Genomic DNA, 20,417 nt, shown 5'->3' on the forward strand with positions numbered 1-20,417 from the left:
GTCAATGGTTTCAAAATGCTGCCGACGACGGGAATGATCACCGGGGCCAGCAGCACGACCCCTGCACCGATCGCCAGACTGCCGACATTGAAGCCGTTGAAGAGTTTCATGACCCCCTCCTTAGAGAATCTGCCTGCCGTCCGGGTGTTTTTAACCAGGATACGGCAGCCGGTTGGATCCGCCGGGGCGGACCTGGTGGTTAAGGCCACCCCCCCTGCAAAAGGCCGATCATGCGGTGGGCCCTGTGCCGGGACGGGCTTTCTTATAATAATATTGCAGGGAAATGGCTTTGAAAGTCAAGAAAAGCGATCATTAAATTGCCTACAATTAAAAACTTATTATTTGCACATCATTTTATTAAAAAATGGTTAGGTTAAAATTAATTTTGAGTTAGCCTTGAAAAAATCGCCCACTCCCCGCACCAGCCGATCCCCAAGACGCCCCGGGCCTTTCGAAGCGCGTAAAGGCGCCGCCCGCACCCCGATTCACACGCCCCTAGCCGAAACGTCATCAAGGCCTAACCTTGCTCTGATTTGAACGCCGCACGTTGAAAAGACCCCCTTTGGGAGAGCGGTCCCGCCGCCTGGCAGGGGGAACAGGACCGTCGCTCCGACCCGCCCGAAAACGGAAAAGCCGATGATGATTACCCCCTTGCTGAAATCCCTGCGTGCCCGTCGCGTTCCCGGGCAGCTGGTGGTCCAACTCACCGACCACTGCAACGCCCGCTGCCCGCAATGCGGCATGCGGGTGACGGCGGGTTTCAAGCGCGCGACCCTGGCGGTCGACGCCATCAAGCGGGTCATCGACGCCGCGGCCGCCCGCGGCGTGGCGGCGGTCTCATTTACGGGCGGCGAGCCCTTCCTGTTCCCGGATGCCCTGGTGGAACTGTTGAACTACGCCGGGGCGGCCGGCATCACCTATACCCGCACCGGCACCAACGGGTTCTGGTTTCAGGGTGCTGACCGGCCCTCTTTTGAAAGCCGGATAACGCGCATCGCCGAGCGCCTCGCGGCCACGCCGCTGCGCAATATGTGGATCAGCCTGGATTCCGCCGAGCCGGAGGTGCACGAGCGGATGCGGGGTTTCAAGGGGGTGGTGCGGGGTATCGAGCGCGCGCTTCCCATATTTCACGCTCACGGGATCTACCCCTCGGTCAATCTGGGTCTCAACCGCAACATGGGGGGAGCCCGCACCCGGCGGCTGCTGGCGCTGCCGCCCGGGGCGGAGCCTGCGGGGCGCTACCCCATCTTCCGCGACGCCCTGGCCCGCTTTTACCGAACGGTGATCAACCTCGGGTTTACCCTGGTCAACACCTGCTATCCCATGAGCATCGACACCCAGCAGCTGGAGGCCGGACTGGGGGCGGTTTACGGCGCAACCGCCACGGACGATATCGTACGCTTTTCGCAGTTTGAGAAAGCGCAGCTCTACCGCGCCCTGCTGCACACCATCCCCCGATTCCGTTCCAAAATCCGGATTTTTTCCCCCCTCTGCGCGGTCTACGCGCTTCAGCAACACTACGCCGAGAACAGCACCGTTGGGTATCCGTGCCGGGGCGGCCGGGACTTTTTCTTCATCGACGCCAGGGACGGCCACACCTACCCCTGCGGCTACCGGGGCAACGAGGATTTGGGCCCCTTCCCGGATTCCGGGCCGGCCCCGGAACCCGGGGAAAATGATTGCCGCCGTTGCGACTGGGAATGTTTCCGGGACCCCTCGGAGCTCTTCGGTCCCGTTCTCCAGGCGCTGTCCCACCCCTGCCGGCTGGTCTTGAAGCTCCGCAGGAGCCCCCGCTTTTTCGCCCTCTGGGGGCAGGATCTGCGCTATTACGCCGCATGCGATTTCTTCGACGGCCGTAAACCGCCGCGGACCGCCGCTTTGGCACACTTTGCCTGAGCGCTGCACACCCCAACAGGAAAATCCCGACCCTCCCCGCCTCCGTTCGCGATCTTTGTGGACATCCCGCCCCACTTCCTTTACTGTTTTGACTGCAAGCTTGGAGGCATGGACCGCGGTGCGGCCGGGTGCGGCCGCCAGGCCCATGGCCTATCTGTCGGGTGGGGCGGACCAGCCTCGTGCCCGCCGAAAACCCCCCTTGGAATTCACCACGAAAGGAGGGATCCAGATGGGGCTATACAACCTGGAAAAAATCTTTTCGCCCAAATCCATCGCCGTCGTCGGTGCCAGCGAACGGCCGGGGACCGTGGGTGAGGCGCTGATCAGAAATCTCGTGCGCGGCGGCAGCCGGGCGGCGCTTTTCCCGGTAAACCCCAACTACAGCCAGGTAATGGGGTTAAATGCGCACAAATCGCTGATGGATGTCCCCCAGGCGGTGGATCTGGCGGTGATCGCAACCCCGATTGCGACGGTCCCCGAAATCACCGCGGAATGCGTCCGCAACGGGGTCGGCGGGGCGATCGTGATCTCGGCCGGCGGCAAGGAGGCCGGCCAAGAGGGCCGCAAAATCGAACACGAAATTTCGAAAATCGCCCGTCAGGGCGGCCTGCGGATCGTCGGCCCCAACTGTCTGGGGGTGATTTTGCCCGGGAAAAAAATCAACGCCAGCTTTGCCGCGGACATGCCGGCAGCGGGCAACCTGGCCTTTATCTCCCAGAGCGGGGCGATCTGCACCGCCATTCTCGACCGGGCTTTCCAGGAGCAGATCGGTTTCAGCCATTTTGTGAGCATCGGCTCCATGCTGGACGTCGATTTCGGCGACATGATCGACTACCTGGGAAACGACCCCCAGGCCCAAAGCATTCTGTTGTACATCGAAAACCTGACCCATTTCCGAAAGTTCATGAGCGCCGCGCGGGCGGTCTCGCGGGTCAAACCGATCGTCGTGCTCAAATCCGGCCGCAGCGCCGCCGGGGCCCAGGCGGCGGCATCCCACACCGGCGCCATGGCCGGCGAGGACGCCGTCTACGACGCGGCCTTTCAGCGCACCGGGGTGGTGCGCGTGGACACCATTCAGGACCTTTTCGACTGCGCCGAGTTGATGGCCAAGCAGCCCCGGCCCACCGGGTCGCGCCTGGCCATCATCACCAACGGCGGCGGCCCGGGGGTAATGGCCACCGACGCCCTCGCCCGCTGGGGACTGGACCCGGCGCCCCTCGGCGAGGACCTCATGGACAGACTGAATGCGGTTCTGCCGGCCTTCTGGAGCCGCAACAACCCCATCGACATTCTGGGGGACGCCTCCCCCCAGCGGTTCGCCCAGACCATCGAGACCTGCATCGACTCCGGCCAATTCGACGGCATTCTGCTGATCCTCGCCCCCCAGGCACTCACCCGGCCCGAGGATGTCGCCGAGCGGATCACCGAGCTCATCCGCCGCCAGCGCTTTCCCGTTTTTGCCGCCTGGCTGGGCGGACGGGACGTGGCCAAGGGGATCGCTATTCTGAACGCCGCCGGTGTGCCCACCTACGAAACCCCGGAGCGCGCCATCCGCGCCTTCCTCTACCTGCATGACTACGGCCGCAACCTGGAGTTGCTGAGCGAAATCCCGCCCAGGCTCGCCCACGAACCGAGCTTCGACCGCCAGGCGGCCGAGGAAAAAATTCAAGCGGGGTTGGCGCAGCCGGGTCAGTTCCTCGAGGAAACCGAATCAAAGGAGATATTGGCCGCCTATGGGGTTCCCGTCAACCAGACCCGGATCGCGGAGGAGAAGGAGGCGGCCGTCGCCATCGCCGAGGAACTTGGCTACCCGGTGGTTCTCAAGGTCCTGTCACCGGATATCACCCACAAGACCGACGCCCGGGGCGTTCAGCTGGACCTCTCGGATGCCCGCCAGGTGCGGGCGGCGTTTGACGCCATCATGGACGGGGCCAGAGGCTACAAGGCCGATGCCCGCATCCGGGGGGTTACGGTGCAGACCATGATCAGCCGCCCGGACGTGGAACTTCTGGTGGGGGCCAAAAAGGACCCCAGCTTCGGGCCGGCGATTCTTTTCGGGATGGGCGGGATCTACACCGAGATCTTCAAGGACCGCGCCCTGGGGCTGCCGCCCATGAACCGCCTGATCGCCCGCAGGCTGCTGGAGCAAACCCGCGTGTTTAAGATCCTCAAAGGCTACCGCGGGCGCCCGGGGGTCGACATGGATCAGCTGGAAGGGCTCATTTTGCGGTTGTCCCAGCTGATGGTGGATTTCCCCGAAATCCAGGAACTGGACATGAACCCGGTGATCGTCAAAAATGGCGCCCTTTTCGCCATCGACGCCCGCATCCGGCTTGAAGAAAGCGCGGTCCGATCGCCCCTGCACCTGGTCATCAGCCCCTACCCGGAGCAGTACGCGTGCCGGCTGGAAACCCCATCGGGCCGATCGCTTTTGATCCGCCCGATCAAACCGGTGGATGCCGATCTTTTTGTGGAACTCTTCGAGACCCTTTCGCCCACCAGCATCTACTACCGCTTTTTTAGCGCCATGAAGAGCCTGTCCCACAAGATGCTGGCCCGCTTCACCCAGGTGGACTACGACCGCGAAATTGCCATGGTGGCCATCGACGACGACGGCGGGGCGGAAAAAATGATCGGCGTCTCCCAGGTGTTCATTCACCCGGATGGCACCCACGGCGAGTTCTCCATCCTGGTGGGCGACCCGTGGCACGCTCAGGGCGTTGGCGCCAATCTGCTCGCGCATGTGCTCAGAATCGCCAAGGAGCGGGGCCTGACCAACGTCTGGGGCATCGTGCTGCGGGACAATGTCAACATGCTGGCCTTGGGCGAAAAGCTTGGTTTTGACGTTAAGTGGTCGAGCGACGGCATGGAGTGCCGGCTGAACATCGACCTGGAAAAGACCCGGTTTGAAGACCTCTGCAGCGCCGGGCAATTCAAACCGCAAGCATGACGGGAGGGAGGGTGCAATGGAGATCCGGACGGATCGCGCCGCGACACGGGCCGCCACCCCGGCTGGCGCCAGACAGAGCAGAGGGCCCGGCGCCACCCAGCGGCGGGCGCATTGGGGCCTGCTTTGGCTGGCAGCGCTCCTGCTGTCTTTTTGGACCGCGGCCGCCGCACCGCTTGCGGCCCAGCAAAATCAGGGAACCACCACGGCGGGAGAAAAAATGCCCGCCCCAGGGCCGAGGGAGGACTCCCCCCAGGCGCCGACGCGGGTGGAGGTCAAGCCGCTGGCCCGCGACCACGAGATCCGCGGCCGGCTGGAGGACATCCTCCAGGCCACCGGCTGGTTCACGGCCCCCGAGGTGCGGGTGCACGACGGGGTGGTTTTTCTCACGGGCATGACGGAGAGCGCCGAGTTCCGCAAGTGGGCCGGAGACCTGGCGCGCAACACCCAGGATGTGGTGGCGGTGGTCAACCAGATCGGGCTGAAGGAACCCTCGCTCTGGGATTTCCGGCCGGCCATGGAGGGTTTGCGGGAGCAGTGGCGAACCGTGGTGCGCAGCTCACCCTTTGTGGTCTTCGGCGTCTTGATTCTGGCGGTCACCTTCGGGGCCGCGCGACTTTTAAAGGCGGCCGCGCGCGCCTCCCTGCGCCGCCGCGACATCAACCCCCTGCTGCAGGATCTGATCTCGCGCGGGGTCGCGCTGGTGGTCCTGCTGGTGGGCCTCTACCTCGTTTTCCAGGTGGCCGGACTGACCACCATGGCCCTCACCATCATGGGCGGCACCGGGCTTTTGGGCATCGTGCTGGGGATCGCCTTCCGCGACATCACCGAAAACCTCCTGGCCAGCATTTTTTTGAGCGTCCAAAACCCCTTTCGCAACGGCGACCTGATCGAGATCGCCGGGATTTTGGGGTTCGTGCAGATGCTGACCATCCGGGCCACGGTCCTGATGACCCCCGACGGCAACCACGTCCAGATTCCCAACGCCACGGTCTACAAGAACAGCATCCACAACTACACCAGCAACCCCAACCGCCGGGCGGAGTTCACGGTGGGCATCGGCTACGATGACGAGATTCTGGCCGCTCAGGAGATGGTCCTCAAAATCCTGGCCGAGCACCCGGCGGTCCTCAAGGACCCCGAGCCCCTGGTGCTGGTGGAGAATTTGAACAAGGCCACCGTCGATCTGCGAATCTACTTCTGGCTGGACGGCGGGCAGCACAGCCTGCTGAAGGTCAAATCCTCGGTCATCCGGCTGGTCAAACGGGGGTTCCAGGAGGCGGGCATCTCTATGCCGGACGAGGCCCGGGAGGTCATTTTTCCCGAGGGGGTGGCGGTTCGCCTGACCACCCCGGAAGAGGTGCCGACAAAGGGCACCAGGCCCCCGGCAGCAAGCGCCCCACAACCGCCCGCGACGCCGGAGAGCGTGTCCACGGATGCCGAAGGCGGTCTGCGCAGCGAGGCCGGCGAGATCGAGGCCCAGGCGCGTCACTCACGAACGCCGGAAAAAGGGCAGAACCTGCTTAAGCCGGCCCCGGATGATGCCTGAGCGGGCTGGCGGCGCCGCCCAAGGGGTTTAGGCCGCTCGATGATCAGCAGATTCCCGTCATAGGTCAAAATGCCCAGCATGATGGCACAGATCAGGCGGTAGATATTGACGTCGTAGTATCGGGTCGGCGAGAAGGGGTTGGGCAGGAAGGGGTCGGCCACCCGGACGCTGCGGTCTTCGCGGTTGTAGCCGGAAAGAACGACGAAGTGCCCGGCCGATACGCCGCGCACATCGTCGAAAACCGCCCGGCCGTCGAGATCGTATTCCCGGGCGCAATTGTAAAGGTAGGTGGCGCTCAGACCGGTCAGCACCGGGATCGCCCGTTTCAGGTAGCGCCGGATGAGGGCGGCTGTCATGACCTCGAAGCGCAGCCGGCCGCCCAGCGCGAGGTATTCCAGATAGGCCTGGGTGGCGACGGCAAAGCCGGGCAGGTGTTTTTTGCAGGCCAGCTGGCGCCGAAGCTTCTCCGCCAGCTCGGCCTGCGATGCGCGCGCCCAGGTGGGATCGAAGAGCTGCAGGTTGTAGGGGATGATGGTGGCCTGATAGCCGCGGCGCAGCGCGTGGCAGGCCAGATAGACATCCAGCGTGCCACCCTGGTCCAGTTCGGGGATCTCGGGGATCAGGTCGCCCAGGGCCAGGTCCTCGCCGTAGTAGCGATAGACGGCATGCAGGCAGGTCGGGCCGCAGGTGGTGGCGTCGGGCTGCTTGAGGATGTCGAAATCGATCACCATTTTCATGAGGGTTTCCCGACGTGGCCGCGGCGGGCACAGGCGCCCTGAAAACGGGGCATCCGCCGTGGGCCCCTTGACGATAGGTGGGTTCGCCGCCCCCGGGCTTCAGCGTCCGGGTCGCCTGCCGCGCACCCGTTCCGAAAAGGCGCGGAAGCGGGCGGCCTCGACACTGTTGCCCAGGCGCGTGTAGATCCGGCTGATGCGGTCGTAATATAGCGCCGCGTTTTCGGGCAGCTCGCGCGCCAGGGCGAGGTAGAGCTCCAGGATATCCTCCCCCCGCAGGCCGGCGGCGAAGGAAAGCTCCGCATAGCGGTGCCGGATCTCCGGGTCGCAATGGGCCCCGCCCGCCCCCAATATCCGCCCGTAAAGCGCGCGCGCGGCGGCGGGTTGGCGCAGGGCTTCATAGACCTTGGCGAGCGCGACGGCGACGGCCTCGCTCCAGCCGAAAACCGCCAGCACATCCCGGTAAAAAGACGCGGCCTGTTCCAGCTCTCCGGCTTGATAGAGGGTTTCACCTTTGAGGCCCACCGCGGCCTGGGAGGCCGCAAGCTCCGGTGGCAGACCGGCCAGGAGCGCATGGGCGCGATCGAATTCTTTCAGTTCCCAGTAAATCTCGCACAGCATCTGGTATGCGGGCAGGGCGGCGGGGTGATGCGGGATGAAAGTTTCCAGCAGCCGCCGGGCGGCCCCCAGCCGACCCAGGTTCAGGCAGGCGGTGGCCAGCTCCAGCGGGATATAGCTCCCGGGCTGGGGGTTCTGGGCCATGGCCCGCCCCAGAAGCCTGGCGGCGGCGGCGAAGTCGCCGCGGTTTAGCGCGATGAAACCGGACTTGAAGGTTTCACCGTAGCCCAGGTAGGCATCCCGCACCGCCTCGGGCAGCGTGCTGCAGAGGGCGAAGAAATATTCCGCTTCCGCCGCCGCGCCCACCGCCTCGGGCTCCGGCGGCCAGGAAAGGTCTCCCTCGTCCGCGAGGCTCTGGGGCGGGTCGGGAACGGCCGCATCGGCCCCCGCCCGCTCGCGGGCCGCCAGCCCTTGCAGCTGGGCTTTGAGGGAGGCGCGCAGCCCTTCATCGGCGCTGATCCCGAGCGCCACCAGCAGCAGCTCGCGGGCCTCTGCCAGGCAATCGTTTTCGGCCAGGTTCGCTGCGGTCCGCTGATGCTCCCGGGCCAGGGCCTCGCGCACCTGCCGGATCTTGACCGCCAGCCGCGCCTGCCGCCCGTTTGCCGGCCCGCCGCGCTTGGCGAGCTTGTCACGGGCGCGCTCGTAGAGCAGGCGGGCCTCGCCCCAATAGCCGGCCGCGGCCAGGACATCGCCTTTTTGCTCCAGCTTTTCGGGGGACGGGCCGGAAAAAAGACTCAAAAAACGCATGCTGGGGGTCTCCGCCAAGGTCAGGGCGGGCCGGGTTGAATAGATGCTGATGGAGGATTCGCGGGCCGGCCGCCCTACTCTCCGCCGGCGGCGGCCGCGTACCAGCGCCGGGCCTGGTCGAAGCGCCCCAGTTGGAGGCTGGCCAGGAAGGCCAGGCGGGCCGCCGCGGGGCTCTTTTTGAGGCGCCACGACAGGGTCGCGCACCCCAGGGCCTCGCCCCCCCGACCCTGCTGCAACAGCCGGCGGCCCCTGGCCAGCTGCGCCTGCGCCGCCGCCCGCACGCGTTGCAAGGCCGTGAGGTCCGCCCCGCAGCGGGCGCAGGTGTCGCTGTTCTCGTTGGGCCGCCTGCAAGCCGGACAGTTCAAGGCCTTCAGTCCTCCAGGTAAAAGAGCATATCGTCCAGGGAGGTGAGGACATCGGCCAGCTTGGTGAAATCGCCGCTCCCGATGGCGTCCTGGACCTGCTGCAGGAGCAAGCGCAGCTCACCGGCGTCGGTCTCGTCGATGTTCGCCATGAGCGCCATGGCCCGCCGCCGCTGGTCCTTGGCCCGGGCCAGCAGGTCCTGCCGATCCGCCGGTACGGAAGCGCCCGGTTCATCGGCCGCCGGCTCATCGTCGCCGAGCTCGGCCAGATTGCGCCGGGCCGCCTGAAGGTCGAAGTCGGGCCCCTTGCCGCCGGTTTCCATTCGCACGGTCTTGGAAAGCCCGGTGCGTTTTTCTAGCGCCGTCACGCTCAGCACGCCGTTGAGGTCCAGGGCCAGGTTCAAAATGATCTCGTTGCCGGCGGGCACTTTGCTCAGGCCCTCGACCAAAAAATTGCCGATGAAGATATTGTCGTCCACCGACGGCGCTTCCCCCTGATAGATGCGCACATCCACCTGGCGCTGCTCGTCCACCGCGGTAACAAAGACTTCGGCCTTGGAGACCGGCAGCGGCGTGCTGCGGCGGATGATGGGGACAAAGTGATCGTCGCGCATTTCGCCGTGCTGAAACGACAGCGCCTGGGTTCCGAAGGTGTATGGGGTGATGTCCACGAGGACCGAGCGGGTCTGCTGCCCGGCCAGGACCCCGGCCTGAATTGCGGCCCCCATGGCCACGATCAGCTCGGGGTTGATCTCGAAGGCCGGTTCCCGGCGCATTTCCTGGCGGATCAATTCAGAGATCAACGGTGTGCGGCTGGCCCCGCCCACCAGAATGACGCGGTCGACGGCGCCGGGCAGCAGGCTGGCATCGCGCAGGCAGTGATGCACGCAGTCCATGCTTTTGCGGACCAGCGGGCGGATCATCTCCTCGTAGTCGTGGCGCGCGATTTCCAGATCCAGGTGATGGTCCTGCCAGAGGTATTCCTCCCGGATGCGGGCGAAGGGAACGTCGGAGAGCTTGCGTTTGGCCGCCTCGACCGCCGCCCAGAGCCTGTTGCGGACCCGGGGCTCCTGCAGCAGGTCGACTTTTTTTTCTTCGCGGAACACCTCGGCGGCATGCGCTATCAGCAGATTGTCGAAGTCGTCCCCGCCGAGAGCGGTGTCGCCGTGACTGGCCTTGACCTCGACCACGCCCTTTTCGACAACCACCAGCGACACATCGAAGGTACCGCCCCCCAGGTCGTAGACCAGGATGGTCTGGTCCTCTTCCAGCCCGGCATCGTAGGCCAGGGCGGCGGCCGTGGGCTCGTTGATGATCCGCAGGACCTCAAGGCCCGCCAGCTGACCGGCGTTCTGGGTGGCCTTGCGCTGGGCGTCGTCGAAATAGGCCGGCACGGTGATCACGGCCTGGGTCACCGCCTCCCCCAGATGCGCTTCGGCAGCCTGCTTGAGTTTGCGCAGAATCAGGGCCGAAATCTCCTCCGGGCTGAAGTTTCGCTCCCCCAGGGTCACCGGCTCGTTTTTGCCCATCTTGCGCTTGATGGATAAAATGGTGTTCTCGGGGGCCAGCGCCATCTGGTTGCGCGCTGCGCGCCCCACAATCAGGGCCCCCTGGCTGTCCAGGCCGACACACGACGGCATGATCGGCTCCCCGTCCACCGGGACGACCTCGGGCTGGCCATCGCGCAGCACCGCCACCTCGGAATAGGTGGTGCCCAGATCGATTCCAACAATAGCGGCCATCAGCTTGTTTCCTTTCCCACGGCAATCTTGACTTCGGCAAACTTCAACACCCGCCCGCGGTAGCTGTAGCCACCGGAGAGTTGCGCCAACACCGTGTTGGCCGGCACAGAGGCGGTCTGCCGGACCGCAACGGCCTTCATCAGGGTGGGGTCGAACGCCCGGCCCTTGCAGGCGATCACGGTGACCCCCTGGTTTTGCAGGAGCTGCTGAAAATGATCGTTTAATATGTCAAAACCTTCCCGCAGGGCCGACCAAGCGGCCGACCAGCGGCGGGGAGGCGCAAACCAGCCGGTCGCCGGGGGGATCCGCAAGCGGTTCTGAATGCGCTCGAAACGCTCGAAGAGTTCCACCAGCGAGAGTAAAAGGGCGTGCAGGCCGGCGTCGTCCAGCCCGCCGCGCTCGCTGTCGATCTGAATCACACGCTGGTTCAGCTTCCGCAGCAGCTCCTCGAAGCCCGCCAGGGCCTCCCCGAAGCGGCCCAGAGACTCGTGGCTGCGCCGGGTCTGGTGGCGTACTTCGGTGCGCACCACGCACAAGGCCTCATAGAAAGCGTAAAGGTCCGGGCCGTCCTCGGCGGCGGGCAGGGCCGCCGACGGGTCGGCTTCCACCTCCTGCAGCCACTGCCGAAAATTCCGCTCCAGGGTGGCGCGCCAATCCGGGTCCGCGCCGGGGGGCCGGCCGTCCGCCGGCCCGCCGTCCGGTTCGCGAGCGAAATCCGCCGGCGCTTCAAAATCGTCCGTCATTGCATCGCCCTTTGGCGCAGAAACAGCTGCAAGGCCTCCGCGGTCAGCGGCCTACGGGCCTCGGGCGCGGCAAATCGGCGCTGCAGGACCTCGATGGGGGAGCGCAGGCCGGAATCGAGGTTGAAGAGCTGGTGGCGCAGCCGGGCGCCTTCATCCTTGAGAATCTGGTAGGCCTCGCTGACGGCGGCAAACCGCTGGGGGTGATGATCGGGCGGATAGCGGCGCACCAGTTCGAGGTAGGCGGTGCGGATGGCCGCATCATCGGCCTCGGGGGTCAGCCCCAGAATTTCGTATGGGTCCATGATGTCACACTCCAATCGTCTATTGGGGGAGGGGATCGGAACTCTGTCTGCCCATTGCGCTCACCCCGGGCCGCGCTCAAAAGAGATCCAGCTGCCGCGGCGGGGGCGGCAGTTTGCGCCGCGGCGACGGTTCCTCATCCTCCTCATCCTCCTCGCCCTCGTAGTCGTCATCCTCGTCGTCATCGGTGATATCCAGCCCGGGGAAATCTTTCCCGAAGCTTTCGAATATGCGGCGGGCCTCCTCGATGACCTTTTCCACCTTGCGGATTTGGGCGATCAGTTCGGTATCGCCCGCCTTTTCGGCCAGAGCCCGGACCACTTGCAAGTCCTTGCCGACCCGCGGGTTGGCGTGGGACAACCCGGGTTGGGTGCCGTAATCCAGCATAAAGCGGAACCAGCGGAACCAGGGGTCATCCGGGTGGCGGCCGAGGACCGCCTTCACCAGGGGCTCGACCCATGGGAGATGGGGCTTTTCGGCCGATAGGACAAACGCGACCACCGGCCGGGCCTGCTCCGGGAGCCACTCCAGGCGGGCCGCCTTGGCCAGCAGGCGCCCGAAAAGGGCCTCCTCGGCCGGGAGCCACTTCCGGCGCTTGGGCGGCAGGCGGCGAAAATACTCTAGAACCGCCACCATGGACAGCATTTTTTCCACCGTCAGACCCCGTTCGATGGCCCCGATGACCCGCCGCTGCCTTTCCTCGAGGCCTTCCGGCGGCTGACCATAGAGTACGCCCATCAGGAGCGCAAAATAATCCATTCGAAAGTCATCCGCGTTCAAGGCGGCGGCAGCGGCCATCTGCCGCGCGGCTTCGGCGGGGTCCCCGCCAATCTCGGCCATCACCGCCCAGCGGACATGCAGATAGCAGCGCCCCAGGTTGAAATCATCGGTCCGCTTGCTGGCGCGCGCCAGCGCCCTTTGCATCACTTCGCGGCACTGCGCCATGCGGTCCTTCTGGGCATAGCGCAGTCCGGCCTGGATGCAGGCGATCACAAACCCCTCGCGGGCCTGGGCGTCGATGGGGTCCAACGCCAGCGCCCGCTCCAGATAGCCCATGCCCTTGTTGAACGCGTCGCGCTCCAGGCAGCGGATGCCGGCCTTCAGCAACGCCGTCTTGTTGTCGGGAAAGCGTCGGATGATATCATCCAGGGTTCGGTTGACTTTGGATTTTTCAGCCGTCTTTTCATACAAGCCGAGCAGCGCGAAATACCCCTCGGGGTTGTCCGCATCCGCGTTAAGCGCCTGCTGATAGAACTGGGCGGCCAGCCGCGGGTTTCGCAGGCGGGTGCGTTTGGAACGCCGGCTTAAGAAGAAAAAGTCGAAGGGCGTCTCCTCCTCAACCTCCTGGGTGAAAAGATCCCCCAGATGCTGGTAGACAATCGCGGCCACCCGCGCCTGGTGGCCATGGCGCGCCTGGTAAGTGGTCAGGACGTCCTCCCAGGCCTCAACCAGATCGCTGTCGTCACACAAGTGCCGCTCCAGCCACAGGGCTTCGGCCCTGCATGCCAGCAGCTTTTCCACGGCGCCGGCTTGACGACGTTTTTGCGCACTGCGAAGGAGAAAATCGAGGTAGGCCTCCGCCTGCCGCTCGGGCAGGTCGATCCAGGCGCTGTAAAAAAACTGCGTCAGGTCCTGCTGCAAACCGGGCTGATCGGAGGGAAAATCGGCCAGATGGCGTTGAACGTGGCGCAAGGCATCGCGGTGGCGCCCGGTCTGCCAGAGGGTGTCGGCGCGTACGATCACGGATCCGACATCGCCGACGCCGGCCAGAAGGCAGGCCGCCTGGAGAACCGCCGGGTTTTTGGGGTTCGGCTCCTCTCCCGGCCCTTCTCCCAGCAGCAGCAGATAGGCGTCGGCGGCCTTGGCAGGCAGCGAACCGGCCGCCAGGCGGGCAAAGGCCTGGCGCGCCTTGGGGTCCTGGCCGGTGTGAAAGGCGCAGAGGCCTTTGATGAACCACTTCCAGTCGGCAAAGGGTGACCCCAGGCCCACAGGTCTGACCGCCTGCAGCGCGGCATCGAAATCCCCTCGGGAGACCAACCCCAGCGCCTGCCATACCCGCTGGCGGTCGGCCGCCAGTTGGGGGGGCAGCACCGGTTCGGGATCGCCCTCCTGGAAATCGAGCACCAGCGCGTCCACCGCGCGAGCCAGCTGCGGGTCGGTCAAGGCGGCGCCTTCGGCTATTTCGGCGGCAGCCAGTGATGCGGCCCGGACAAAGTCCCCCTGGTGCAAGGCCAGATGCATCAGGCTCGAGCGAATGGCGTCGGCCCCGACCTTGCGCTCCAGGCTCACCAAAAGGGCTTTGGCCTCCACCAGACAACCGTCCGCCATGAGCTGATCGAAGAGCCGCTGGGAGGCATCGACCCAGCGCCCCAGGTAGCAATCGGGATCGTCCTGGCACAGCTGTCTGAACAAGGTGCAGGCTTTCCGCAGCTGGCCCTGGGCCAGGGCGTTTTCGGCCAGCTGCACCATCTGCTCGGGGGACCTTTTCACGGCGGCGGTCAAAGACCGGGCGGATCTCTTTTTGCGCTTATTTTTTTTGGCCATTTCGATATCCTGCTCGGGTTTCGCCCGATATAGTAACATATGGTGGCTCTTGTCAAGTCAGGATACCACATTTTGTGTTCGGACCCAAATTTCCACTACCACACTACTAGTAGATCTGCACCGCCCGCTGCGGCCCACGCTGAAGGTGCTCCTTGTACCGCAATCCACCATGTCCCGGGATGACTTTTTGACAAACCCGCAACCCACCCGGGCGGAATTTTTTCCCGCGCTGTTGCAGCAAGAAAAAAAAGGCATTAGAATAAATTTTAACTATCCATGTGTATGAGAAAAGATCGAAATTTTTAACGCGGATATCTAAAAAGCTCAAGTTGCCTCCCGAGCCCAGGTTTTACAATCCAACCTGGTTTCAGATTTGGTTTCATTTTCGTTGCTTTCGGTGACACATATCCCGGCTTGCCGTTTCGTTCAAAAAACAAACTTAAGCTTTGTGGATAACCGCAATTTTTAATGTAAAAATCGGCTGCAAGGGGTTGCGGATGATTGCCTTTGACAAGGGCTAGAGATTTTCCCGAACCTGGCATTTTATGGTTACCTTTCCTTCTGCCGCATCCAGCCGGTGATCCTGCCATTCCGGCAGCGCCTTGAACCTTCATTTAAAGGAGACGGAAAATGAAAAAAATTGGGCTGGCATTTATCATCGCAGTGGCGTTGGGTGCATCATCGGTTTTCGCTGCAGCTGAGGTCGCGGACTACTCCGGAACCATCAACGTGTTCAAGGAGTCCCCGGCTGTGGCGAAGTTTTTCAAGAATTCATACGGCTACGCGGTCTTTCCGACCATTGGCAAGGCCGGCTTTGTTGTCGGCGGATCCTACGGCAAGGGCCAGGTCTACCGTGACGGCAAGGTTACCGGGAAGACTGCGGTGATGGAGGGCTCGATCGGGTTCCAGCTCGGCGGGGAGGCGTTCAGCCAGATCATCTTCTTTCAGGACAAGCGGGCCTACGACGAATTCACCACTGGCAATTTCGAGTTCGGCGCAACCGCCCAGGCGGTCGTCATAACGGCCGGCGCCCAGGCCAAGGCCGGAACCACCGGTACGAGCGCCGGCGCCAGTGCCGGCCCCAAGACCGGTGTCCAGGCTGAAACCGAATACGTCAAAGGAATGGCCACCTTCGTTCACAGCAAGGGCGGTCTGATGTACGAGGCCTCCATCGCTGGGCAGAAATTCACCTTCGAGCCGCTGTGATAAGCTTCCACCACCCTTGTGGCGAGCCAAGCCGACACGCATGTCGTTTTGCCTGACTCAATAAGGATTTGGAAATTGACGCTGGAAACCGCCACCAATCCCTTACCCAGGATGGCGGCTGCGGCCAGACTGGCAGCCGCCTTGCTGGCCTTTTCCTTGATTGTTGTATTGGCGGCAGGCTGTGCCAAGGCGCCGGTCTATACCCTGATGGAAACCCCGGCCATCTATCACAAAGCCGCCGTCGATCCGTTTGCCCACTTGGATCCCATCCTTCGCGGCACGGTAGTGTCGGTGTTTTATGCCACCAATCGTCAACCTCGGGATTCGGGCGCCGACGGTCTGCATTACGGAAACGCAAAGGGCAGCGTGGTCAACATGGGTATCGCCACCTTGCGCTTCGGAGATGAGAATTTCAGCTGGGAAGACCTCTATGCGGCGTCAATCGCTCCCCAGCGAGACTTTCCGGTTACGATTTCTTTATTGGATTGTGACCAGCTGGCCAGGTTGCCGGAGAATTTCCGGTCGGAGGCCCCCCAGGTGCTGACAGCCGAGCAGCAGGACTTCGCGGCGGCAATCAACATGGAACTGGCGGTGGCCCAGGACAAGGAGATCATGGTCTATGTGCATGGAACCAAGGTCGACTTTCTCAACGCGTTGGTCATAAGCGCGGAGGTCGACCATTTTGCCGGGCGTGATTTCGTCGGCATCGCCTTCGCCTGGCCATCCCACCAAAACATTCTCAACTACCTTTTGGGCCAGGATGTGGTTCGGGCCAAAGACTCCAGCCAGGCCCTGCGCGCCCTGCTGGAGTTTCTGGCTGCGCACACGACCGCAAAGCACATCAATTTGCTCTCATACAGCGCCGGGGCCCGGGTAGCATCCAAGGCCCTCTACGAGTTGCGTTCAGCCCATCCAACCCTCAGCGGGGATGATCTGCGACAGACTTTCCGCCTGGGCGCGGTGGTTTTTGCCGCCGCCGATGTTCCCCTCGAGACGTTTCATCAGCGGCTTCCCGCGGTCAGCGATTTGTCCCAACAGGTGGTGGTGACCGTCTCGGATCATGACCCCGCATTGCTCGCCGCGGAAAATTACATGGGCGGTGGTACCCGCATCGGCGTGGAGTCCGCGGGATTGTGGGAACTGGAACTGACCAAAGCCGAGAAGATCGCCAACTTCGAGGTGGTCGACCTCTCTTTGAGGCAAGAGGGGCGCGGCTTCGACATCATCGGTCACCACTACTGGTATCGCCACCCCTGGGCCAGCAGCGACATCGTTTTGCTCTTGCGTACCAATGCCCCGCCCTATCGCCGTGGTTTGAGCCCTGCAGAACTGGAGGGTGTTTTCTACATGTCCCCGGAATACCCCCAGAAAGTCCGGGAGGCCGTGCGCCGGGAACTGGGAGATAGCTGGTTGAAAGCCCCCAAAAGCCCCTGATCGATTGACCGCCAACAGTCCCGAGCCGGAGAGTTTCGCCCCATGCGCCCCATTGCACCCCATCAGCCGCCGGAGATCACCGCCTCCGGGATGAGGTAGAAATAGAAGTCGTTGACGCCGATCGACCAGGTGTCACCCTGCCGTTCGGATGAAACCCTGGCCTCGGGATCCGGGCTTGTTACCGTGCCGTCGGCGAATTTAAGGACGCGCAAGTCATCCTTGTGCAATGTGACGTCGAAGCCCGGTGACGCGAGATGCACCTCGGCGTGACCCGGGGCGCTGCGGATGACGCCGAACGAACATTGGGCCGAAGCTTTCGGATCCGTGCCGATGGAGCAGGGCACCATGCCGGTGGCGTTGTAAGGCGTTCCCGCAACTTTGGCATCCGCGCTGCCCGTAATGCCCACCGTCAGGGTGTAATTGGCGGTCTCGTTGCGGCGCGCGGCGCTGCGCATCAGGTAGACCCGCAGCGTGTATTCGCCGTCCACCGGCAGGGTTCCGCTCCAGTCGTTGCCCGACACTGATCCGTTGGCCAACGCGGCTTCCGAACCGGGCGGCAGCAAGTTGAAGTAGTTGCTCGCGTGGCTGGTTTTAAGCGCGACTTTCATGGTCTGGCCGGCTTTGGCGCGCAGCGTGTAATCGACGATCCGATCCCCGCTGATGGCTCCCTTGACCGTGGCCGAAGAAGCCCCCGACGCGAAGGTGATGGGGATGACCTCGATGTTTTGCGCGGCCACCGACATCGGGAACACGAAAAGAAGTACCCACCCCATCATGGGGGAAACACGATACGCTTTCATAATGGTTCTCCTTTCCACTGACGGCTTCTCGCCTCAACTACGGGCGGCATCCCTTTTTGTATATCCCCCTTTAGCGCTTTTTAGCCAAGGTTGACAAGGGCTGGAAAATTCCAGTGCATGCAGTCTTTCTGCAGAGGTTTTTGTCATGCCGGTTCACAATTCGGACATCGCGCGCATTTTCAACCAGATTGCAGACCTGCTCGAAATCAGCGGTGCCAACCCGTTCCGGGTGCGGGCTTACCGCCATGCCGCCCGTACCGTCGAGGACCAGCCCCAAAGCGTGGCGGTGATGATCGAGAAAGGCGAAGACCTTTCCGAACTCAGCGGCATCGGCAAGGTTCTGGCCGGCAAAATTACCGAAATCGTCGCGACCGGCAGCCTGAAAATGCTCGCGGATCTCGAGCAAGAGGTCCCGGAAGGCTTGTCGGAACTGATGAGGATCACCCAACTCGGACCGAAACGGGTGGCGGCCCTCTACAAAAAGCTGGGCATCAAAGACCTGGAGGATCTGGCCGAAGCGGCCCGGCAGGAGAATATCCGGGATCTGGATGGGTTCGGAAAAAAAACCGAGGAACATATCCTCAAGGAGCTCCACCGCCGAAAAGGGGCCGAGAAACGGACCAAACTCGCGGAAGCGGAGCAGGTGGTGGACTCCTTGAAATCCTTTCTGGAAGGAATCGAGGGCGTCAACCGGGTGACGGTGGCCGGCAGCTACCGGCGTCGGAAGGAAACCGTGGGTGACCTGGATATCCTGCTAACGTGTAAAAAAGACAGCCCGGTAATGGACCGTTTCACCGGCTTCGAAGACGTGGCCGAGGTGATCGCCAATGGCAAAACCAAATCAACGGTGCGGCTGCAAAGCGGGCTCCAGGTGGATCTGCGGGTGGTGCCGGAAGTCAGTTACGGCGCCGCCCTCCACTACTTCACCGGCTCCAAAGAACACAATATCGCCATCCGCAAGATCGCCGTCAAAAAGGATCTCAAAATCAACGAATACGGGGTTTTCCAGGGCCATGACGGGGACGGTGAGCGCATTGCCGGGGCCAGTGAGGAGGAGGTCTACGCTGCCGTGGACCTCCCCTACATCGCTCCGGAACTGCGGGAGAATCGCGGCGAGATCGAGGCGGCGCAGAAAAGCAAGCTACCCCATCTCATCCTCCGGGAGGACATCCGCGGCGATCTGCACGCGCACACCCATGCCACCGACGGGCATTCTTCCCTCAGGGAGATGGTGGCGGCGGCGCGGGACCTCGGCTACAGCTATCTGGCCATCACCGAACACAGCCAGGCGCTGCGTGTCGCCAGAGGATTCGACTGCAAACAGCTGGAACGGCAGATCGAGGAGATCGACAAACTCAGCGGCGAATATCCGGGATTTCGCATTCTCAAAGGAATCGAGGTGGATATCCTCGCAGACGGCTCCCTGGACCTGCCGGATGCGGTTCTTGGAAAGCTCGATCTGGCGGTCTGCTCGGTCCATTCCAAATTCAACCTCTCCAGCGAGAAACAGACGAAACGCATCATTCGCGCCATGGACAATCCCCATTTCAACATTCTCGGCCATCCCACCGGCCGTCTCATCAACGAACGCGAGGCCTACGGGGTGGACATGGAGAAGATCATGAAGGCGGCCATGGAAAGAGGCTGCATCCTTGAACTCAACGCCCATCCCGACCGCCTCGATCTGAACGATCATCACTGCCGCATGGCGCGGGACATGAGGTTGAAGGTGGCGATCTCCACGGATGCCCACAGCACCAAGGCATTGGGGAACATGAAATACGGCATCTACCAAGCCCGCCGCGGCTGGTTGACCAAGGACGACGTCGTCAACACCCACCCGGTGGCAGAGTTGCTGAAACTCTTGAAAAGGAAATAGGAAGTTGCTGCACATTGCAATATCTAAAGTAAAGGACGTTGTTGACAAAGGGTACTAATTCATCAGACGGAGAATTTGCGCGACCCCCGAGGTGGCCACTCCAAGTCTGTGGGCAGCTTCGGCACGGGTGAGGCCAAACTCCAGAACGAGAAGATGGGCCAATTCCCGCCGAAGCCCGGGCAGCACCCCAACCCGGCTGCCAGATCGAAGGGCCTCGATGCTGATTCCAGCATTTTTGCAGGCATCTTGGATGTGATATGCGTCCATTGCTTTATAAGTTTGATTGCTCCTCCCCCACATTCACTATACCACTTCTGGTCGCACCCAAATGGCAGACTTATAAATGAATGGACGTTATATATTGAAATAGTTAGAGAATACACCTCCGAGAGTAGTAAAAAGAAAAGTAATTATCGCCTTGAAAAGAAAATAGCCTCCAGGTAGCACAAAGGTGGGAAACCTTCAACACGCGCTACAAGGAGGCTATCATGGGTAACGAGGAAGCTAACAGGTATGAGGCGTTCTGTCAATTTCGCACCACCGTTCGCGGCTGCAGGGATTATCTGCTCGTGGGCATCGATGTGGCCAAGGAGCGCCACCATGCCTTCTTCGGCACCGCCACCGGCAAGACGCTGCTAAAGCGTTTGATCTTTGACAACGACAATAAGGGTTTCGAGCAACTCCTCGAGCGCTGCCAGCAGCTGATGGTGGCCCATTGCTGCAAGAGGGTCGCCTTTGGGTTGGAGCCCACCGGCAATTACCACAAGCCGCTGGCCCATTGGCTGCTGGAGCAAGGACAACTCCTGGTGCTGGTCTCCAACAAGGCCATTGCCGACAATCGCGAGAGCCTCGATGGGCGCTGGGACAAGCACGATACCAAGGACAGCGCCAATGTGGCCGATCTGATGGCCCAGGG

15 protein-coding genes and 1 pseudogene are annotated in these 20,417 nt (G+C 62.8%); 8 read left to right on the top strand and 8 right to left on the bottom strand.

Annotated features, from left to right (window positions below):
• Window positions 1-636 precede the first annotated feature (636 nt).
• The 3 genes from LJE63_15780 to LJE63_15790 all read left to right on the top strand — a co-directional run bounded on the left by LJE63_15780 (window position 637) and on the right by LJE63_15790 (window position 6,392).
• Window positions 637-1,896 (top strand): radical SAM protein, encoded by a 1,260-nt coding sequence (locus tag LJE63_15780; protein ID MCG6908063.1) that lies wholly within the window; start codon window positions 637-639, stop codon window positions 1,894-1,896.
• A gap of 229 nt (window positions 1,897-2,125) precedes the next feature.
• Complete coding sequence (locus LJE63_15785; GenBank protein MCG6908064.1) at window positions 2,126-4,846, top strand: GNAT family N-acetyltransferase; 2,721 nt, start codon at window positions 2,126-2,128, stop codon at window positions 4,844-4,846.
• 217 nt (window positions 4,847-5,063) lie between these two features.
• On the top strand, window positions 5,064-6,392 hold the full coding sequence (locus LJE63_15790) for a mechanosensitive ion channel (GenBank protein ID MCG6908065.1): 1,329 nt from the start codon (window positions 5,064-5,066) through the stop codon (window positions 6,390-6,392).
• Here LJE63_15790 and LJE63_15795 read toward each other — a convergent pair.
• From LJE63_15795 to LJE63_15820, 6 genes are all read right to left on the bottom strand, one after another.
• Window positions 6,332-7,129 carry a C39 family peptidase gene (locus LJE63_15795; protein ID MCG6908066.1) on the bottom strand — a complete coding sequence of 266 codons (798 nt, stop codon included), beginning with the start codon at window positions 7,127-7,129 and terminating at the stop codon, window positions 6,332-6,334. The genes LJE63_15790 and LJE63_15795 overlap by 61 nt on opposite strands.
• A gap of 99 nt (window positions 7,130-7,228) precedes the next feature.
• The gene (locus tag LJE63_15800; protein ID MCG6908067.1) at window positions 7,229-8,491 is read right to left on the bottom strand and encodes a tetratricopeptide repeat protein; all 1,263 of its coding nucleotides are present in this window, start codon (window positions 8,489-8,491) and stop codon (window positions 7,229-7,231) included.
• A 74-nt stretch (window positions 8,492-8,565) separates the two neighbouring features.
• A complete protein-coding gene (locus LJE63_15805) occupies window positions 8,566-8,856 on the bottom strand; it encodes a hypothetical protein (GenBank protein MCG6908068.1) in 291 nt (96 codons plus the stop codon).
• A 5-nt stretch (window positions 8,857-8,861) separates the two neighbouring features.
• Entirely contained in the window at window positions 8,862-10,595 is a 1,734-nt protein-coding gene (locus LJE63_15810) for an Hsp70 family protein (protein MCG6908069.1), read from the bottom strand.
• Window positions 10,595-11,338, bottom strand: a complete 744-nt coding sequence (locus LJE63_15815; GenBank protein MCG6908070.1) for a nucleotide exchange factor GrpE — start codon at window positions 11,336-11,338, stop codon at window positions 10,595-10,597. Before LJE63_15815 ends, LJE63_15810 begins: the two co-directional genes overlap by 1 nt.
• Window positions 11,335-11,640: a J domain-containing protein gene (locus tag LJE63_15820; protein ID MCG6908071.1), complete on the bottom strand. Its 306-nt coding sequence runs from the start codon at window positions 11,638-11,640 to the stop codon at window positions 11,335-11,337. The genes LJE63_15815 and LJE63_15820 overlap by 4 nt, the downstream gene beginning before the upstream one ends.
• A gap of 414 nt (window positions 11,641-12,054) precedes the next feature.
• Between LJE63_15820 and LJE63_15825 the strand changes: the two are divergent.
• Window positions 12,055-12,219: pseudogene (locus tag LJE63_15825) on the top strand (response regulator).
• A 2,265-nt stretch (window positions 12,220-14,484) separates the two neighbouring features.
• On the opposite strand, the gene LJE63_15830 reads toward LJE63_15825, so the two are convergent.
• A complete protein-coding gene (locus tag LJE63_15830) occupies window positions 14,485-14,772 on the bottom strand; it encodes a hypothetical protein (protein ID MCG6908072.1) in 288 nt (95 codons plus the stop codon).
• A 40-nt stretch (window positions 14,773-14,812) separates the two neighbouring features.
• On the opposite strand from LJE63_15830, the gene LJE63_15835 reads away from it, so the two are divergent.
• Entirely contained in the window at window positions 14,813-15,388 is a 576-nt protein-coding gene (locus tag LJE63_15835; GenBank protein MCG6908073.1) for a lipid-binding SYLF domain-containing protein, read from the top strand.
• 75 nt (window positions 15,389-15,463) lie between these two features.
• Window positions 15,464-16,822 carry an alpha/beta hydrolase gene (locus LJE63_15840; GenBank protein MCG6908074.1) on the top strand — a complete coding sequence of 453 codons (1,359 nt, stop codon included), beginning with the start codon at window positions 15,464-15,466 and terminating at the stop codon, window positions 16,820-16,822.
• A 62-nt stretch (window positions 16,823-16,884) separates the two neighbouring features.
• Here LJE63_15840 and LJE63_15845 read toward each other — a convergent pair whose 3' ends face one another.
• Window positions 16,885-17,622 (bottom strand): hypothetical protein, encoded by a 738-nt coding sequence (locus tag LJE63_15845; GenBank protein ID MCG6908075.1) that lies wholly within the window; start codon window positions 17,620-17,622, stop codon window positions 16,885-16,887.
• Between the two features lie 145 nt (window positions 17,623-17,767).
• Between LJE63_15845 and polX the strand changes: the two genes are divergently transcribed.
• Both polX and LJE63_15855 read left to right on the top strand, forming a co-directional pair.
• The gene (gene polX / locus LJE63_15850; protein MCG6908076.1) at window positions 17,768-19,501 is read left to right on the top strand and encodes a DNA polymerase/3'-5' exonuclease PolX; all 1,734 of its coding nucleotides are present in this window, start codon (window positions 17,768-17,770) and stop codon (window positions 19,499-19,501) included.
• A 488-nt stretch (window positions 19,502-19,989) separates the two neighbouring features.
• On the top strand, window positions 19,990-20,417 hold a 428-nt coding region (locus LJE63_15855), incomplete at its 3' end, for an IS110 family transposase (protein ID MCG6908077.1).

It is taken from the genome of Desulfobacteraceae bacterium, from assembly GCA_022340425.1.
Taxonomy (GTDB): Bacteria; Desulfobacterota; Desulfobacteria; order Desulfobacterales; family JAABRJ01; genus JAABRJ01.

What these genes read in the sequence shown, in the direction of transcription:
- LJE63_15795 (MCG6908066.1), bottom strand. Translation starts at nt 7,129, where the DNA reads ATGAAAATGGTGATCGATTTCGACATCCTCAAGCAGCCCGACGCCACC.
- LJE63_15845 (MCG6908075.1), bottom strand. Translation starts at nt 17,622, where the DNA reads ATGAAAGCGTATCGTGTTTCCCCCATGATGGGGTGGGTACTTCTTTTC.
- LJE63_15790 (MCG6908065.1), top strand. Translation starts at nt 5,064, where the DNA reads ATGCCCGCCCCAGGGCCGAGGGAGGACTCCCCCCAGGCGCCGACGCGG.
- LJE63_15820 (MCG6908071.1), bottom strand. Translation starts at nt 11,640, where the DNA reads ATGGACCCATACGAAATTCTGGGGCTGACCCCCGAGGCCGATGATGCG.
- LJE63_15785 (MCG6908064.1), top strand. Translation starts at nt 2,126, where the DNA reads ATGGGGCTATACAACCTGGAAAAAATCTTTTCGCCCAAATCCATCGCC.
- LJE63_15815 (MCG6908070.1), bottom strand. Translation starts at nt 11,338, where the DNA reads ATGACGGACGATTTTGAAGCGCCGGCGGATTTCGCTCGCGAACCGGAC.
- LJE63_15780 (MCG6908063.1), top strand. Translation starts at nt 637, where the DNA reads ATGATGATTACCCCCTTGCTGAAATCCCTGCGTGCCCGTCGCGTTCCC.
- LJE63_15835 (MCG6908073.1), top strand. Translation starts at nt 14,813, where the DNA reads ATGAAAAAAATTGGGCTGGCATTTATCATCGCAGTGGCGTTGGGTGCA.
- polX (MCG6908076.1), top strand. Translation starts at nt 17,768, where the DNA reads ATGCCGGTTCACAATTCGGACATCGCGCGCATTTTCAACCAGATTGCA.
- LJE63_15800 (MCG6908067.1), bottom strand. Translation starts at nt 8,491, where the DNA reads ATGCGTTTTTTGAGTCTTTTTTCCGGCCCGTCCCCCGAAAAGCTGGAG.
- LJE63_15810 (MCG6908069.1), bottom strand. Translation starts at nt 10,595, where the DNA reads ATGGCCGCTATTGTTGGAATCGATCTGGGCACCACCTATTCCGAGGTG.
- LJE63_15830 (MCG6908072.1), bottom strand. Translation starts at nt 14,772, where the DNA reads ATGGCAGGATCACCGGCTGGATGCGGCAGAAGGAAAGGTAACCATAAA.